We start from the raw sequence: 17,124 nt of genomic DNA on the forward strand, positions 1-17,124 counted from the left end.
TTAAAGCATGTTTAATATTTATATGATTATAAACATGGTTAAAACATTTCTAGAGCCTGAAATCCAGGTTTTAGATTTAGAATATATAAAAAACAAATTATATTTTAACGAATTAAAATCATAAAGGGAGGAAAGAATGATGAAAAAAATAATTATAGGTAGTGATAAAGCTGGTGTAGATTTAAAAAACACAATAGCTGAATTTCTAAAAGATAATGGTATAGATTATGAAGATGTTGGAGTAATGAGTAGTGAGGATGAAACAAAATATCCTTTAGTAGCTGAAAAATTATGTAAAAAGATAATAGATAGTGAGTATAAATACAATGGAATATTAATATGTGGAACTGGTATAGGCATGTCAATATCTGCAAACAAATTTAAAGGCATTCATTCAACTGTTTGTCATGATGTTTATTCTGCAGAAAGAGCAAAACTAAGCAATAATACTAATGTAATATCTTTAGGTCAAAGGGTAATAGGTCCAGAAGCAGCTAAAGTAGTTATCAAAAGGTGGTTAGAATTAGATTTTAAACCTTCTCATTCTTCAGCTAATTTAGAAGAAATAGTTAAAATTGAAGATGAAAATTTTAAAAATTAATACTAGTGGCAATGTATTAATATAACTAGGAGGAGATTTAATGGATAACTATAAGGACTATAAAGATATAGCTAATGATTTAAGAATAAGTATAATTAATATGCTTTATAAATCCCAATCTGGTCACCCAGGAGGTTCTTTATCAGCTTGTGAAATTGTTACAGCACTGTATTTCAAAGAAATGAGAGTCGATCCAACCAATCCAAATTGGGATGAGAGGGATAGATTTGTTTTATCAAAAGGGCATGCTGCACCAGTTATTTATGCAGCATTGTCTAAGAAAGGATATTTCCCAAAAGAAGAATTAAGTAACCTTAGAAAGATAGATTCCATGCTACAAGGTCATCCAGATATGAAGGGAACTCCAGGTGTGGATATGACTACAGGTTCATTAGGTCAAGGGCTTTCAGCAGCGAATGGAATGGCTCTAGCAGGGAAAATAGATAAAAAAGATTATAGGGTTTATGCCTTATTAGGAGATGGGGAAGTACAGGAAGGTATAGTGTGGGAAACAGCTATGTTTGCAGCCCATTATAAATTAGACAATTTAACAGTATTTCTAGATCATAATGGTTTTCAAATAGATGGTAGAAATAAAGATGTTATGAATATAGAACCTATAGATGATAAATTTAAAGCTTTTGGATGGCATGTAATATCTATTGATGGACATAACTTTGAAGAAATATTTAATGCAATTGATGAAGCAAAAAAAGTAGAAGGAAAACCTACTATAATTATTGCAAAAACTATTAAAGGAAAGGGAGTTTCCTTTATGGAGGACCAAGTAGGCTGGCATGGGAAAGCTCCTAATAAAGAAGAAACAAAAAAGGCATTAGATGAACTTGGAGGTGAAATAGATGGCTAAGACAATAGCAACTAGAGATGCTTATGGACAAGCTCTAAAAGAGTTAGGAGAGAAAAATAAAGATATAGTTGTGTTAGATGCAGACCTTTCAGGTTCTACTAAAACTGGAGTATTTAGAGAATCATATCCAGATAGGTTTTTCAATGTTGGTATAGCTGAACAAAATCTCATAGGTACTGCAGCAGGTTTAGCAACTTCTGGCAAGATACCATTTGCTAGTACTTTTGCAGTTTTCGCTACAGGAAGAGCTTTTGAAATAATTAGAAATTCTATATGCTATCCAAAGTTGAATGTTAAGGTTGCAGCTACCCATGCAGGTTTAACTGTAGGAGAAGATGGAGCTACTCACCAAGCTCTAGAAGATTTAAGCATTATGAGGTCTTTACCTAATATGGTAGTTTTAAATCCTGCAGATGGTGTTGAAGCAAAGAAATGTGTATTTAAAGCAGCTGAACATTATGGACCAGTATATATAAGGTTAGGAAGAAGTGGCCTACCTGTAATATTCGATGAAGATTATGATTTTGAAATTGGAAAAGGCGTGGAGCTAGGTTCTGGTGAAGATGTAACAATTGTAGCTACTGGAATAATGGTAAAGAAAGCGTTAGACGCTAGAGAAGAACTATTAAAAGAAGGTATTTCTGCAAGGGTAATTAATATTTCAACTATTAAACCAATTGATAATGATATTATCCTTAAAGCTGCAAAGGAAACAAAGGGAATAGTTACTGTGGAAGAGCACAATATCATTGGAGGATTAGGATCTGCAGTAGCTGAGGTACTAGTAGAAAACTACCCTGTCCCATTATTAAGAGTAGGAGTTAAAGATAGTTTTGGACAGTCTGGTACTGGTGACGATTTACTTAAAAAGTATGGATTGACAGTTGAAAATATAATAGAAAAGGTTAAAAAGATTTACAATTTTAAATAATAAAAAATAAAAAGGGGGAGTCAACTTGGATACTATTAAAGGAGCAGTTGATTTTATATTAGGTTTAGGTCCATCAATTATGTTGCCTATTATATTGACTATTCTTGGTTTATTATTTGGTCAGAAGTTAGGGAAATCTTTTAGAGCTGGCTTAACTGTTGGTGTAGGATTTGTAGGTATCAATCTTGTAATTGAGCTATTATCAGGTTCTTTAGGACCTGCAGCACAAGCATTAGTTCATAGACTAGGATTAAATTTAGATGTATTGGATGTTGGTTGGCCTATAGGTGCGGCTATAGCTTTTGGAACTCCTGTAGCTCCAATATTAATTGTATTGATTTTAATTCTTAATGTAGTTTTGCTTGCTACTAACTTAACTAAAACAATGGATATAGATCTTTGGAACTATTGGCATTTTATCTTTGCAGGTTCTGTTGCATACTACAAATTTGATAGTATGTTTATGGGCTTATTAGTAGGATGTATAACTGCAGTAATAATATTTAAACTTGCTGATTGGACAGCACCAGCAGCAGAGCATCATTTTGGATTACCAGGAGTTTCTTTTCCACATACTGAAAGTGTGAATTTTGCACCACTTATGTATGCATTAAATAAAGTTGAAGATAAGATTCCAGGATTCAATAAGTTAAATGCTAATCCAGAAACTATACAAAAGAGATTTGGTATATTTGGAGAACCAATAATGATGGGAGTTATATTAGGTATTATATTAGGTATTTTAGGTGGATATGATTTAGCTGGAATACTAGATCTTGGTATTAAACTAGCAGCTGTACTTGTTATTTTACCTAGAATGGTTTCCTTATTAATGGAAGGTTTAATGCCAATTTCAGAGGGTTCAAGAGAGTTTATTCAAAAACGTTTTCCAGGAAAAGAAATATATATTGGATTAGATGCTGCAGTTGTAGTAGGTCATCCAGCAGCTATGGCTATATCTTTAATAATGGTTCCAATTACAATTTTATTAGCAGCAGCATTGCCATATAATAGAATGTTGCCTTTTGCAGATTTAGCTGGCATATGTTATGTAACTGTTTGGGCTGTTGCAGCTTCTAGAGGAAATATAGTTAGAGGAATTGTAAATAGTATTATTACTATGGCTATAATATTTTTCGTAGGTACTGATTTAGCGGGATTAACTACAACTATGGGTAAAGCTGTAGGTTTTAATTTCCCAGAAGGGGCTACTATGATATCTGGTATTGACTTAGGTGGCCATATTATTCCATGGATGATGATAAAGATATTAGACTTTAAAGATAAAGCAGGTATGCTACTTGGTCTTGGGGCAGCAGTTGTTTATGGATTATTGTGGTTCTGGGTAAGAAATGATATTAAGAAACAATTTGCTACAGAAATTGCAGAAAAAGAAGAAGTGGCTGAATAAAATTATTTACTATAAATTTATATACTAAATAGAAAATGAGGAGGAAATTAAATGGCTAAGAAAAAAATTCTAGTTGCATGTGGTTCTGGGATTGCAACTTCTACAGTAGTAGCTAATAAAGTTAAAGAGCTTTTAAACTCAAAAGGTGTAGATGCACATATTCAACAATGTAAAGCAGCAGAAGTTCCATCTCTAATTGATGGTTTTGATTTACTTGTAACTACTACACCTATTGGAGATGTAGGGAATGTACCAGTAGTTCGGACTATATCTTTTATTTCTGGAATTGGAATAGAGAAAGATATTGAATTAATTATTGAAAAATTAGGTCTTGAAAAATAGAGTATAAGTCAATATATAGGAGATAAACGAAGTTAGATTTATCTCCTATTAAGAATATTAATACACAATAAGATTAATTTATATAAAGCATAATGTCAATAAATATGGGAGTGAATAATTTGAAAATTTATAAATATAATTCACTAAGATATTTTCTCGCTGTTACTGCACAGATTATTTTATTAATATGTATTTTAATATGGGGGATTTTAGGAATTTTAGGAAATGAACCTCAAAATATTCATAAACTTGTAGTTATAATCATACCTGTTCTATTAGTAACAACTATTGGTTCTATTAGTCAACCAGATAAGGTAACTGATGATGATGAAACTATTACTTTTTTTGGATTTGGTAGAAAACACAAGTATTATTGGCATGATATAAACTTTCTAAGAGTGAGAGAATTTCCATTTACTGACAGAGTATATGTAAGAGTGGGAAAAGGTAAATTATTTTCTGGTCGCTATTGGCTAGATATTTTACAATTTGAAAATGGCAAGGAATTACTTGAGAAATTTAAGGAAATAGAGAGAATATTGCATCCTGAAGTAGCTAAATATCAGAAAAGGTGAAGGAAAGGCAGTTTAAAGACTTATGAACTTGAAAGCTTACCTAGGAGTTAGGAGGTAAATATATGATACAAATTGATTTAAAAGGTAAAAATGTGTTAGTAACTGGCGGTGCTAGAGGTATTGGCAAGGGTATTTCTAAAATTTTTGCTAAAGCTGGGGCTAGGGTTGCTATAAATTATAATGCTAGTGCTGAAAAAGCTAACAGATTAGTTAAAGAAATAGTAGATAACAGTGGGGAAGCCATAGCAATAAAAGCTGATATTGGGAGATTATATGAAGTTGATAGAATGGTAAATCAAGTTATTAAAAAGTGGGGTTGTTTAGATATTCTTGTAAACAATGCTGGGATAACTACTGTTGATAGTATCGATACTCTTACTCCAAATGTTTGGGATGAAATAATGAAGATTAATATATATGGAACCTATAATTGTTCTCATTGTGTAACTTCTCATATGTTGGAATTAGGAGAAGGTGTAATTATTAATATATCATCTACTGGAGCTATAACAGGAGGCGGTGGTGGGCCTCATTATGCAGCTTCAAAAGCAGCAATGATAGGCTTTACTAGAAATTTATCGAAGGATTTAGGACCAAGAGGAATACGTGTAAATGCTATTTTACCTACTATAATTGAATCGGATTTTTTGTTGGAACGTTATCCAAATAAAGATGAAAGAGATGAGTTAGTGAAACAAATTCCTGTAGGAAGAATAGGACTTCCAGAGGATGTAGGATATTTAGCAGCTTTTATGGCTTCAGATTTAGGTTCATATATGACTGGTGAAGTTGTTACCCTTGATGGAGGAAGGACTTATAAATAACTAAGAATAAACATATATGGTTTTATATGAGATGAATTTTAAAATTATGGGAGGATTTAATATGGAAAAAGTTATAGTTGTTGGTGCAGGAGTCATGGGAAGTGCATTAGCTATACATCTTGGAAATAATCAAGTTGCGGTAAATCTATGGGGAACTAAATGGGATGAAAAAGTATTGAAGGATATGGAAAGTACAAGGAGACATTCTAAACTTGAAGCAAATCTATCTGAGAGTATTTCTCTATTTTATGAAGAACAATTAGAAGAAGCTTTTGAAGAAACTAAATTAATAATTATTGCAGTTAGTTCTAAAGGGATTGAATCTATTTGCAAAACTATTTCACCATATTTGAATGAAGAGCATATTATTTTAAGTGTAACTAAGGGAATAGATGAAGACAATTTATACACAATGTCAAATGTTATTGAAAATGCACTACCAGAAGAGTTAAGAGGGAAAGTTAGTATTGTTAAATTAGGTGGTCCTATAAGAGCCAATGAAATAGCTAATGCCAAATATACGGAAGGAGTATTTGCATCTAAAAATATAGAATCAGTTAAATATGCACAGAAATTGTTTAATTCTTCTAAATTTAAAGGTGGTATTTCTGCGGATATAGAAGGTGTAGAACTATGTGCAGCTTTTAAAAATGCATATGCTATTACTATGGGAATTGTTGAAGGATTGGAAGGGGATATGGACAACCCTAAGGCAGCACTTATGGCAAGAGGTGCTGTTGAAATGGCCAATATTGTAGAAGCTTATAATGGAAGTAGGGAAACAGCTTTGGGTATTGCTGGAGTTGGGGACTATTATGTAACGGCTCAAGGTGGAAGAAATAGAACATTTGGGGTACTTTTAGGAAAAGGAAAGACAAAGGCTCAAGCTATGGATATCATGGAAAATCAGACAGTAGAAGGGATAACAGCAACATATAATGGATATAAATTATTGAAGAAATTGGAGAGTCAGGGAAAATTCAATATTAGAGAAAAAGCTCCTCTTTTCCAAGAACTTTATTGGATTCTTTACGAAGGGAAACCTGTTGAAGAAGCAATAAATAGCTATTGGGAAAGTAAGGATATTTAAAACTTCATCTTAAGAAAAGATAACAATATGGAAGTGCCACTTTTATATAGATAAATATTTAAAAAGTGGCATCCTGCATTATCTTAAATAGAAGATTATTACTTATGATGAAAGGAATGAAAAAATGTAGTGCAAATTGATTGGGATTGACTTAGACGTTACTTTATTAAATAATAGAAAGTTAATTTCACCTAAAGATTTAAATATTTTAAAAAGTGCATATGAAAAAGGTATACATATTGCAATATTAACAGGTAGAAATGAGTATTCTACTAAGCTTTATGCTGATTATATAGGGGTTAAAAGCTCTATTATTGCTAATAATGGTTCAATAATTAAAATGGAGAATGGTAGTACTATCATTATAGATATAGAATGGGATAAAATTTTAGAAGTTATAAAGTGTGCAGAAATTTTAAATCTTCATTATAATTTAGTTACTACTGAGCAAATTTATTATCACCGAAAACCTTTAAAACATGAAATATTTTATGGAGATAACGATATAGCCAATCATTCAGATGTAGTGAAGTATAGTATTATTGAAAGTCTAGAAGATATAAAGGATTTAGATGAAAAAGCATTTAAATTACATATATTAGATGATAATACTTGGAGAATAAATAAATTCTTAGATAAAATGCCTTATAAGACAGATTTTGATATGACAAAGACTCCAGAGAATCAGTTGGAAATTTGCCACAAAGACGCCTCTAAAGGTTCTGCTTTGAAAATTATAGCAGATTATTATGATATTTCGTCAGATGGGATTATTGCTATTGGAGATAGTGGAAATGATTTGAGCATGATTGAATTTGCTAATATTGGTATAGCAATGGAAAATGGAATGGACATAATAAAGAAAAAGGCGAATTATATAACTAAGTCCAATGAAGAAAATGGTGTTTATTATGGAATTAAGAAATTTATAAATTTATAGTTATTGAAAATTTAGCATGATGAAATATAATATATAAAGAGTTTAGATATAAGGAGTTGAATATTTTTGAAAAATTGTATAGTTGCACAATCTGGAGGACCAACCTCAGTAATAAATTCATCTGTAATAGGAATTTTTAAGGAGAACTTGAAACAAAAATATTTTGATAATGTTTATTGTGGTTTACACGGTATAGAAGGAATACTTAATAATTATATTATTAATTTAACAGAAATAGGTTATGAAAATATAAAACATTTCAAGTACACTCCTTCCTCTGGATTAGGTTCATGTAGGTATAAATTAGAGGAATTTAATAATTGTAATGAGGATTATTTAAAACTTTTTCAAATATTTAATGAGCTAAATATAGAAGCTTTCTTTTATATAGGTGGCAATGACTCTATGGATACAGTAGATAAATTATCCAGTTATGCCAAAGAGATAAATAGCCATATAAAGTTCATAGGAATACCAAAAACTATTGATAATGATCTTTATGCAACAGACCATACTCCAGGATTTGGATCTGCTGCAAAGCTAATAGCTACGACAGTACTTGAAACTTATCTAGATTCTTCTGTATATCTGAATAATGGTATATTTATATTGGAAACAATGGGTAGAAATACTGGATGGTTAGGGGCTTCTGCTGCCTTAGCTCAGTTAGATGGACAACCAGTAGCTGATTTTATTTATTTGCCAGAACAAGTTTTTAATATGGATAAATTTTTAGAAGATGTAAGAAGAAAATATGAAGAACAAAATAAAGTTTATATTGTAGTTTCAGAAGGTATTAAAAATGAAAAGGGAGAGTTTATAGTTGAAAGTGAGGCTATGCCTCATGATGAATTTGGTCATAAACAATTAGGTGGCATTGGAGATTTGTTAAAGGAAGTTATAATTAATTCAGGTATTACTTCAAGGGTAAAAGCTCTTGAGCTTGGAGTTATGCAAAGATGTGCTATGCATTGTGCTTCTCTTACTGATATTGAAGAAGCTTTTAATGCTGGTGCCCATGCTTTGGAACTTTTCAATAAAGGATATACTGGTGTTATGGTAGCTTTTAAAAGAATTAGTAATAATCCTTATAAATGTATTATGGAAGATGTAGATGTGAAATTGGTTGCCAATGAGATAAAGTATTTTCCGAAGGAATGGATAAATGAAGCAGGTAACCATGTTGATTTAAGGGCATTAGATTATCTCAGACCACTTATTGAAGGAAGTCCACAGTTAGAGTATGAGAATGGACTACCTGTTTATAAAAAGTTAATATAGGTTTATATAAACTTAGTGAAATAAGAAGTCATAACTAGTAATTTAAATTACTAATTATGACTTTTTTATTTATGAATGTAGAATTATTTTATAGAATAGAATTTAAAAATAATATGGACAGTTTTAGCTTTTCATCCGTTATATAAGTGAGAAGATTAATTGAAAGGGAGTTGGAGATGTTTTATTATAATAATATAATGCTTTTTCCGGAGCTAATAAGAAAGGACAATGGAATAGAAAAGTATGAAGATATAGAGAAGAGGTGGTATAGAAAATAATTTTATAACTAAGGAAGTGATGATGTGGATGTTTATAAGGTATATAAAAAATACAATAAAGATTTCATTGCTTTTGCAAAATCTATTACAGACAGTGAAGATCCAGCTTTTGATTTGGTTCAAGAGGCTTATGTAGCAGCATTAGAAAGGGAAGAAATATTTAATAGAATGAATGAATATCAAATAAAGGGCTGGTTTTTTACTACCATAAAGAATAAGAATATTGACAATATAAGAAAACGAAATAGATTTAGATATATTGAAAATATCGAATTATTTGAAGCTACAGAAAACTTTGAAGAAAATATTCATATGAAAGGAATACTAGAGGATCTGCCAGAAAAAAATAAGAAAGTATTGCTTCTTAAATATGGAATGAATTTAAATAGTAAAGAAATAGGGGAAATCTTGGGGATACCTTCATCAACAGTAAGATCTAGATTGAGTGCAGGATTAAAAATTTTGAGAAAAAATTTATAGGAGGAATAAAAATGGCAAAGATTATGAATATTGGTGCTTTAGATGTGAGAAATATTAATGAAAATTTGGCTCAAAAGGTGACAGAAATAGCAAATATAGGAGTACTTATAGAAAGTGATACTTCTCAAGTACTTTTGAAGGATGCAAGTAAAATGAATATTGGCTCCACCGTTAAAGTAGAGAGAAATGTAGATGTAAAAATTATTGTTCAAAATGGAAAAATGGAAATAGATAGAGATTATTTTGAGGGATTGTTAAATCCTGTAGTTATTTTATTAAATGGTAGTCTAACTATTGACAATGATATTGATGTTAAACTGTTTGATGAGAAAGTTTATTCCATAATAGTAAATGGTGAATTAAACTGTCCAAAGAAACTAGTAGGAGTTATTCAATCTAAAGGCATAGTAAATGGTAGATTTTTCAAATACAATAGTGATTATGGATTTTTTGATAATAATGTAAATCTTACTAATAAATTTTTAAGAAGTTTGAACTCTGATTCAAAACTTGCTTTTAAGCAATTATTCCTTATTGAGAAAGTGGATATGAATTTGTTTAAAGAAAGGATATCAAATATTCAAATATTAGATAAACTAATTCTTATTGATGGAGTTGAAGATGAAATATCTAAATATATTGATAAATATTATGCAGTAGATAAATTTATAGTACCTAAAGAAGTTAAAAATCTAAAATATGCAGATGATGATATTTCTATAAATAATAGCTCAATAAAAAAATATAACCATGCTTTTTTATATGTAGATGGAAATGTGGAAGTGTTTTTAAAAGATAGTTTAACTTTTAGTGAATATATAGAATATTTAATTTGCGATAAGATTATATGCAATAAAGAAACCTATGAAATAATTAAAGATAATGTAGATGAAGGTGTAGAAGTGGAAATAATAGAGGGAAAACTTTTAGAAAATAGTGGAAAAATGATATTGTCAGATACTTTAGAAGAAGTAACTATAAGAAATGAAGGAAAACTAATCCTTGATGAAAAATTAGATTATGAGAAATTTAATGAGAATGTGATAGATATTATTAATTATGGCCTTATTGAAGTACCAGAGGATAAAATAAGTATTGTAAAGAATAAAGTGAAAAAGAATTATGGAAAAATAAGGACAAAAGAAGAAATGGAAGTTAAAGACGATGAAACAGATGAAGAAATACTTTATGCCAATGTAGGAGAATTGAAGCTATAAAGATAGTATAAGGTAGCATAAAAAACACTCTCTTCTGGATTTTATTCTTATTTTGATTATTACCAGAAAAGAGTGTTTTTTCATTATATTCTAACTTTTGAGTTTATTTTCATATATTCATTCTTGATTAAAGCTGTTTCTTTCAAGTCTATATCTAATCCAGTTATATGAGCTATTCCTTTTTCAATAGTATTTTCTTCTAATATGTCTTGCATTTTTACTGCTTCTTTATCATTAGGATAATCATAAGAAAGAGCTGCAGCTATGCCTTTTATTAGATTTTTATTTTCTAAATTGTATTCTATTGTTCTTTTTAAGGGTTTGATTAATCTATCATTATTGCCTAACTTTCTTAAAGGTTGTCTTCCTACCCTTATTACCTCATCCCTTAGATATGGATTTTTAAATCTTGATAGAATTTTTTTTATATATTTTTTATGTTTTTCTCTATTAAATCCATACATTCTTATCAAAACTTCTCCACTTTCATTCATAGCAGATAATACTATTTTTTGAATGGATGAGTCTAATATACTTTCTCTTATAGTTTCATATTCGTTTAAATATCCTAAATATGCAGTGATAGCGTGTCCTGTATTTAAAGTAAATAGCTTTCTTTCTATATATGCTATTAACTTATCAGTACAGTCCATATCTTTTATTTTGGGAATATTTCCCTTGAATTTAGTTTTATCTACAATCCATTCACTAAACTCTTCTACTGCCACATGAATTATATTTTCTCTATCATTTTCTAGTGGTGGCACAATTCTGTCTACCGCCGAGTTTACAAATCCAATATATGAATTCATAAATTCTATTTCCTTGTCATTCAAATATTTTTCAACCTGTTCTTTTAAATAATCGGCTGCACCAACCATATTTTCACAGGGTATAATATTCATATAATTATTATTTTTATTTTGGTATCTTTTTTGGATACCTAACGCTATTGTAGGAGCTATTTTATCTAAGACATTAGGTCCAATTGCTGTTGTTATTAAATCTACTTTATTTATTTCTTCGATTAATCTTTCGTCAAGAGAAGATATGGCAGAAATATTTTTAACATATTCTTTCTTAACTTCTTCTCCTACTATTTCAACTAAATATTTTTTATCTCTATTTATAGTGTCTACAATGTCTTGATTAATATCTACAAATATTACATGGTAATCAGAGGAGGATAGTAAATATCCTATAAATCCTCTTCCAATATTGCCTGCCCCAAATTGTATAACCTTTTCCATAGCTATTCCTCCTAATTGTACCATTTTAAATTATATTAATCTCTATTTATAATAGTGTTATATACATCTTCAATATTTTTTGTATTAATTAATTTTTCTACTATTTTCTCATCTTCTAATAGGGTAGCTAAATTAGATAATATACTTAAATGTTCATTATTTTTACCTGCGATACCAATTACTAAATAAACAGTTTGACCATCTCCATAATCAATACCTTCTGGATATTGTAATACAGATATTCCAGATTTTATTATTTCATCTTTAGAATTTTTATCTCCATGAGGAATTGCAACACCATTTCCTATATAAGTTGACAATACATTTTCTCTTCTATGCATAGATTCTATATATTTGGATTTTACATAACCACTTTCTACTAATAATTTACCTGCTAAGTCAATAGCGTCTTCTCTATTGCTACTATCTAATCCTAGAAGGATATTATCCTGTATCAATATATTATTTGATATGGTTTGTTTTTCTTGTTTTACCTTTTCATTTTTATTTATATTGCTTATTTTTATTAATTCCTCTATTAATTTTTCATAAGCAGGAGTAGTAAGAAAATCATCTATGGAAACATGTATTTTATCTGGAGCTTTTTCTTTTGCTCTTTCTGTTAAGTTTTTATGGGTAATGATGATATCTCCATCTTTTGGGATATTTTCAATAGCACAGTTTATAACAGATATATCTAGTCTTGCTTTTTTAATTTTATCTCTTAAAAGGCTTGCACCCATAGCACTAGAGCCCATTCCCGCATCACATGCAAATACAATTTTATTTATTTCATTTTCTAGTTCGAAATTTTCTTCTTTTTTGTTCTTTAATCTTTTCACTTTTACTGTTGCTTTTTCTAATTCTTCATCATTTAACTCTTTATTAGAGGATTTAACAAATATAGATGCCACTAAGAAAGCCACTAGAGTTGATACCAATACCCCTAATAATAATCCTATAAAAGATCCTTTAGGTGTCATTGCAAATAGTGCAATAATACTTCCTGGTGAAGGTGTAGCTACTAAACCTACATTAAACAAATTAAAAATAAATACTCCACTTGCACCTCCTGCAATAACTGCAACAATTAATGCTGGATTCATTAAAACATATGGAAAATATATTTCGTGTATTCCTCCTAAAAAGTGAATAATTATAGCACTTGGTGTAGATTGTTTAATAGATTTTTTGCCAAATGCCAAATAAGCTAACAAAACACCTAATCCTGGTCCAGGATTTGTCTCAAGAAGGAAGAATATAGATTTTCCTATTTCCTTAGTTTCTTGAACCCCTATTGGTCCTAATACACCATGATTAATTGCATTATTTAAGAATAATATCTTGGCTGGTTCTATTATTATTGAAGAAAGAGGTAAAAGCCCTATATTTACAATGAATTCTACTGCTTTTCCTAATGCAATACTTAAACTTGATACTACTGGACCTACGGCTGAATAAGCAAGAATTGCCATCAACATTCCTATAATTCCTGCTGAAAAATTATTAACTAACATTTCAAATCCAGTTTTTATTTTGCCTTCAATTAGTTCATCAAATTTCTTTATCACAAAACCTCCTAGAGGGCCTATGATCATTGCCCCTAAAAACATAGGAATATCTGCTCCAATAATTACTCCCATAGTTGATATAGCACCAATCACTCCACCTCTTTTACCACTAACCATATTACCTCCTGAATATCCTATTAGTAATGGAAGTAAGTAGGTTATCATTGGTCCTACTAATTCTGCTAATTTTTCATTAGGCTTCCATCCTGTAGGAATAAAAAGAGCTGTTATCAATCCCCATGCTATGAATGCACCAATATTTGGCATTACCATTCCAGATAAAAACCTGCCAAAGTCTTGAATCTTGACTCTTGCTCCTTTATGTTCCTTTGCATAAGATTCACTCATTTTATTACCTCCTTTTTGTTTTTATATTGAAATAAAAATCTTCTAAAATATTATTTAAAGTTTGATATATTTCTTTTTCTGTCATTGTTTTTATTGGTTTGCTTTTGAAAATACTTTGAGTAATATAACTCATAATTTCTATATATTCACTTTCTATATTAGATGGAGCCAATAGTATAACTACAACTTCAACTTCAACATTCTTTTTATTGATAATTAATGGAGTTAATATTTTAATGATCCCAAGTTGCAATTCATCTACTGTTTCAGTTCTACAATGAATAATTATTGTACTTGATTCTTCTAGAATAAGTTGACCTAAACTTTCTCTATGAAGAATATCTTTTTTCAACTGATTATATGAAGAGTTATTATTTGTATATATTTTAGTGATTTTATTAATTAAATTTTCATAATTATCTAAATAAATTTTATCGTAATATTTGTAGTTATCTAATACTTGCATAATAGCTTTAGAATAGTTAATGTCTTTTATTAATTTATCTCTAAAACTTATGTTATTTGTAATTTCATAGTTTTTTTCGCTTTTATCTAATGGAATCTTATTCATTAGATTTTTAATATTTTTTTTATCTTCTTCTAGCAACAATGGATTTACTAAAACCCATCCCATGTTTTTAATATTTATAGGAACTGTAGATACAATAAAATCACATCTACCTAAATCAATATTATTTATGTCTATTGCTGATACTGTATCTATTACTTCAATATTTAAAAATTCATTACTAATTTTTGTAGATAATAATCCAGAAGCTCCAATACCGCTAGGACAAACTACAACTATATTAAAAGTATAATTTTTATTTCTTTCTAATGCACCGCCAATATGAAGGGCTATATATCCAACTTCTGTATCTGGGACTTTAATATTAAATTCCTTTTCTATAATAGAAGAAGCCTTTTTTGATAGTTTAAAAATATAGGGATAATTTTCTTTTATTTCACCTAATAAAGGATTTCTAATTTCCATTCCCATTATTATTCTCTTAATTGCAGGCTCTAAATGAATTGTTAGATTAATTAATATTTTTTCATCTTGCATCAAATTTAATTTTGATTCATTTTGGATAAATCTAATCATAGCCTTTGCTGTTTTAATGATTCGATAATTATCTATGAAAAAGTTATCCCAATCATTTCTTTGTTGATCAAAATATTTTTTTGATCCTAGAAGGTGCATAGTAATATATCCAATTTCATCTTCTGGCATATTAATATTAAAGTTGTTTTCAATTTCATAGGATAATTCTTTTGCGTAAACATATTCTTCATTATTTTTTATATTATTTAGATATTTTTCCTCCATGTGAATTTCATCCCCATTTTTGATTCTTTCAACTACCAAGGCTAAATGGACAGTTAATGCTACATATTGGCTATCATTAAGGTCTAAATTTATATTTCTTTCAAATTCTGAGACTATTTTTTCTACTTTTCTAATAGTATTTTTATCTATCATATTTAAAAGTTTATTTTTAGTCTTAAATGCTATAGAGTTGTTATTTTTCTTTTGAACAATATCTCCAAGTATATCTAAGACATCATTTTGTAAATTATTTTCATATATAAGATTTACTATTAGTTTTCTCAAATTGGCTTCTGTTCCATCAATATAAACACCAAGTCCAGGTCGTCTAACTAATTTGACCTCATATTTTGCTAAAATATCCTCAATTTTATCTAGGTCCAGACTAATAGTACCTTCAGTAACATTTAAATCAGATTTAAATCTATATATCTTAATTGGTTCTTTATTTTTAAGTAGTTCAATTAGTATGAACAATTGTCTTTCCTGTGGTGAATATCTTTTTTGGATTTTTTCATTATGTAGTAATTGTTTAAGTCTATTTTTTTCTTCTAAATTTCCTTCAACTATAATTCCATAGCCAGGTTTTTTAGTAAATTTAAAGCCATGAATATTCAAATAATTTTCTATTTCGGGCATTTGTCTCGTTATAGTTCTTGAACTAACGTTTAATTTGTCACCTATAAATTTTGTAGTAATAGGTTCTTTACTTTCTGCTAGAATAAATAATATGTCCTTGCTTCGCCTTTCTAAAGATTTCATATTTATCTCTCCTAGAAAATGTTTACTTAAATAAGTTTATTCCAATTTCTTAATATAATAGTACCCTAGAAGTGTTGATATTACAAAGGTTAGTTAGCGTCAACTTGTCATCATAACTTAGTGACATTATTAAAGGATTTATTATATATCTAGAACTTTATCTCTAATAAGATATGAAGATTTTTCTATACTATGGCATGAATATTATTCTAGTTATAGGTAGAATTGACAAACGAATTGTTAATTTTATATCAATATCTTTAATGCTGTATTAGAATTACTAATTACTAAATATGGGATCTATAGTATATAATTGATATAAAAGATAGTTATTATTTTAACAATATTCTATTATATGGAGGTGATTGCATGGAAGTAAGTAAAGGTAATAAGAGAAAGAAGAAAAAAGCAAATCAGATACCAGTTGGAATAGGATTATTAATAATAATTATTATATTAGGATATTTGATAAAGAATTTAGGAACTAAACATCCCATGTCTTGGCTTTTGGGGATACTTCTTGGATTTACCCTTAGAAATTCAAGATTTTGTTTTACAGCATCTCTTAGAGATCCTGTATTAACTGGAGGTACTAGTCTTTCTAAAGCAGTGATTATAACTATTGCTTTGGCAACTATAGGTTTTGCAGCTATTCAATATGGAGCATATATTGAGGGAACATCTATACCAGGAAATATAAGCCCTTCAGGAGTTCATATAGCAATAGGAGCTTTTATGTTTGGTATAGGAATGGTTATAGCTGGAGGATGTGCTTCTGGAACTCTTATGAGAGTTGGAGAAGGTTTTATGATGCAATGGTTATCTTTGATTTTTTTTATAATTGGTTCCCTATGGGGAGCTAAACATTTTGGATTTTGGGAAAATACTTTTATGAATAGAGGAAAGGAAGTTTTTTTACCTGATGTTTTAGGTTGGTTTCCAGCTTTAATTTTACAATTTGGCCTTTTATTAAGTCTTTATATTTTAGCAGATCGGTTTGGAAATAAAAATAATTAAATAAAAAT

General features: G+C 29.2%; 17 protein-coding genes. 14 read left to right on the plus strand and 3 right to left on the minus strand.

Annotated features, from left to right (window positions below):
- Positions 1 to 139: 139 nt before the first annotated feature.
- From rpiB to NSA23_RS13675, 13 genes are all read left to right on the plus strand, one after another.
- Positions 140 to 601, plus strand: a complete 462-nt coding sequence (gene rpiB, locus NSA23_RS13615; RefSeq protein ID WP_042679650.1) for a ribose 5-phosphate isomerase B — start codon at positions 140 to 142, stop codon at positions 599 to 601.
- Between the two features lie 40 nt (positions 602 to 641).
- A complete protein-coding gene (locus NSA23_RS13620) occupies positions 642 to 1,469 on the plus strand; it encodes a transketolase (protein ID WP_042679652.1) in 828 nt (275 codons plus the stop codon).
- The gene (locus NSA23_RS13625) at positions 1,462 to 2,400 is read left to right on the plus strand and encodes a transketolase family protein (RefSeq protein WP_257490623.1); all 939 of its coding nucleotides are present in this window, start codon (positions 1,462 to 1,464) and stop codon (positions 2,398 to 2,400) included. The genes NSA23_RS13620 and NSA23_RS13625 overlap by 8 nt, the downstream gene beginning before the upstream one ends.
- A 25-nt stretch (positions 2,401 to 2,425) precedes the next feature.
- Positions 2,426 to 3,811: a PTS galactitol transporter subunit IIC gene (locus NSA23_RS13630; protein WP_081915172.1), complete on the plus strand. Its 1,386-nt coding sequence runs from the start codon at positions 2,426 to 2,428 to the stop codon at positions 3,809 to 3,811.
- Positions 3,812 to 3,862: 51 nt separating this feature from the next.
- The gene (locus tag NSA23_RS13635) at positions 3,863 to 4,153 is read left to right on the plus strand and encodes a PTS sugar transporter subunit IIB (RefSeq protein WP_042679657.1); all 291 of its coding nucleotides are present in this window, start codon (positions 3,863 to 3,865) and stop codon (positions 4,151 to 4,153) included.
- Positions 4,154 to 4,272: 119 nt separating this feature from the next.
- Positions 4,273 to 4,728 (plus strand): hypothetical protein, encoded by a 456-nt coding sequence (locus NSA23_RS13640; protein ID WP_042679659.1) that lies wholly within the window; start codon positions 4,273 to 4,275, stop codon positions 4,726 to 4,728.
- 62 nt (positions 4,729 to 4,790) lie between these two features.
- Complete coding sequence (locus tag NSA23_RS13645; protein WP_042679661.1) at positions 4,791 to 5,552, plus strand: SDR family NAD(P)-dependent oxidoreductase; 762 nt, start codon at positions 4,791 to 4,793, stop codon at positions 5,550 to 5,552.
- A 61-nt stretch (positions 5,553 to 5,613) separates the two neighbouring features.
- Positions 5,614 to 6,642, plus strand: a complete 1,029-nt coding sequence (locus NSA23_RS13650) for an NAD(P)H-dependent glycerol-3-phosphate dehydrogenase (RefSeq protein WP_042679663.1) — start codon at positions 5,614 to 5,616, stop codon at positions 6,640 to 6,642.
- Positions 6,643 to 6,778: 136 nt separating this feature from the next.
- Entirely contained in the window at positions 6,779 to 7,582 is an 804-nt protein-coding gene (locus tag NSA23_RS13655) for a Cof-type HAD-IIB family hydrolase (protein WP_257490624.1), read from the plus strand.
- Positions 7,583 to 7,648: 66 nt separating this feature from the next.
- Positions 7,649 to 8,863: a 6-phosphofructokinase gene (locus NSA23_RS13660; protein ID WP_042679667.1), complete on the plus strand. Its 1,215-nt coding sequence runs from the start codon at positions 7,649 to 7,651 to the stop codon at positions 8,861 to 8,863.
- Between the two features lie 146 nt (positions 8,864 to 9,009).
- Positions 9,010 to 9,141, plus strand: a complete 132-nt coding sequence (locus NSA23_RS13665; RefSeq protein ID WP_257490625.1) for a hypothetical protein — start codon at positions 9,010 to 9,012, stop codon at positions 9,139 to 9,141.
- 24 nt (positions 9,142 to 9,165) lie between these two features.
- The gene (locus NSA23_RS13670; RefSeq protein WP_042679668.1) at positions 9,166 to 9,621 is read left to right on the plus strand and encodes an RNA polymerase sigma factor; all 456 of its coding nucleotides are present in this window, start codon (positions 9,166 to 9,168) and stop codon (positions 9,619 to 9,621) included.
- A gap of 11 nt (positions 9,622 to 9,632) precedes the next feature.
- On the plus strand, positions 9,633 to 10,838 hold the full coding sequence (locus NSA23_RS13675; RefSeq protein ID WP_042679670.1) for a hypothetical protein: 1,206 nt from the start codon (positions 9,633 to 9,635) through the stop codon (positions 10,836 to 10,838).
- An 83-nt stretch (positions 10,839 to 10,921) separates the two neighbouring features.
- On the opposite strand, the gene NSA23_RS13680 is transcribed toward NSA23_RS13675, so the two are convergent.
- Genes NSA23_RS13680 through NSA23_RS13690 form a run of 3 tightly spaced genes read right to left on the minus strand, consistent with a single transcriptional unit; the run spans position 10,922 to position 16,099 of the window.
- Entirely contained in the window at positions 10,922 to 12,088 is a 1,167-nt protein-coding gene (locus tag NSA23_RS13680; protein ID WP_042679672.1) for a mannitol-1-phosphate 5-dehydrogenase, read from the minus strand.
- 35 nt (positions 12,089 to 12,123) lie between these two features.
- Positions 12,124 to 14,007: a PTS mannitol transporter subunit IICBA gene (locus NSA23_RS13685; RefSeq protein WP_042679674.1), complete on the minus strand. Its 1,884-nt coding sequence runs from the start codon at positions 14,005 to 14,007 to the stop codon at positions 12,124 to 12,126.
- Positions 14,008 to 14,011: 4 nt separating this feature from the next.
- Positions 14,012 to 16,099, minus strand: coding sequence for a BglG family transcription antiterminator (locus NSA23_RS13690; RefSeq protein ID WP_042679676.1), 2,088 nt, complete (start codon positions 16,097 to 16,099; stop codon positions 14,012 to 14,014).
- A gap of 369 nt (positions 16,100 to 16,468) precedes the next feature.
- Here NSA23_RS13690 and NSA23_RS13695 point away from each other — a divergent pair, with 369 nt between their 5' ends.
- Positions 16,469 to 17,116: a YeeE/YedE thiosulfate transporter family protein gene (locus tag NSA23_RS13695; protein WP_042679678.1), complete on the plus strand. Its 648-nt coding sequence runs from the start codon at positions 16,469 to 16,471 to the stop codon at positions 17,114 to 17,116.
- Positions 17,117 to 17,124 lie beyond the last annotated feature (8 nt).

The organism is Anaerosalibacter massiliensis (assembly GCF_024623155.1).
GTDB classification, from domain to species: Bacteria; Bacillota; Clostridia; order Tissierellales; family Sporanaerobacteraceae; genus Anaerosalibacter; species Anaerosalibacter massiliensis.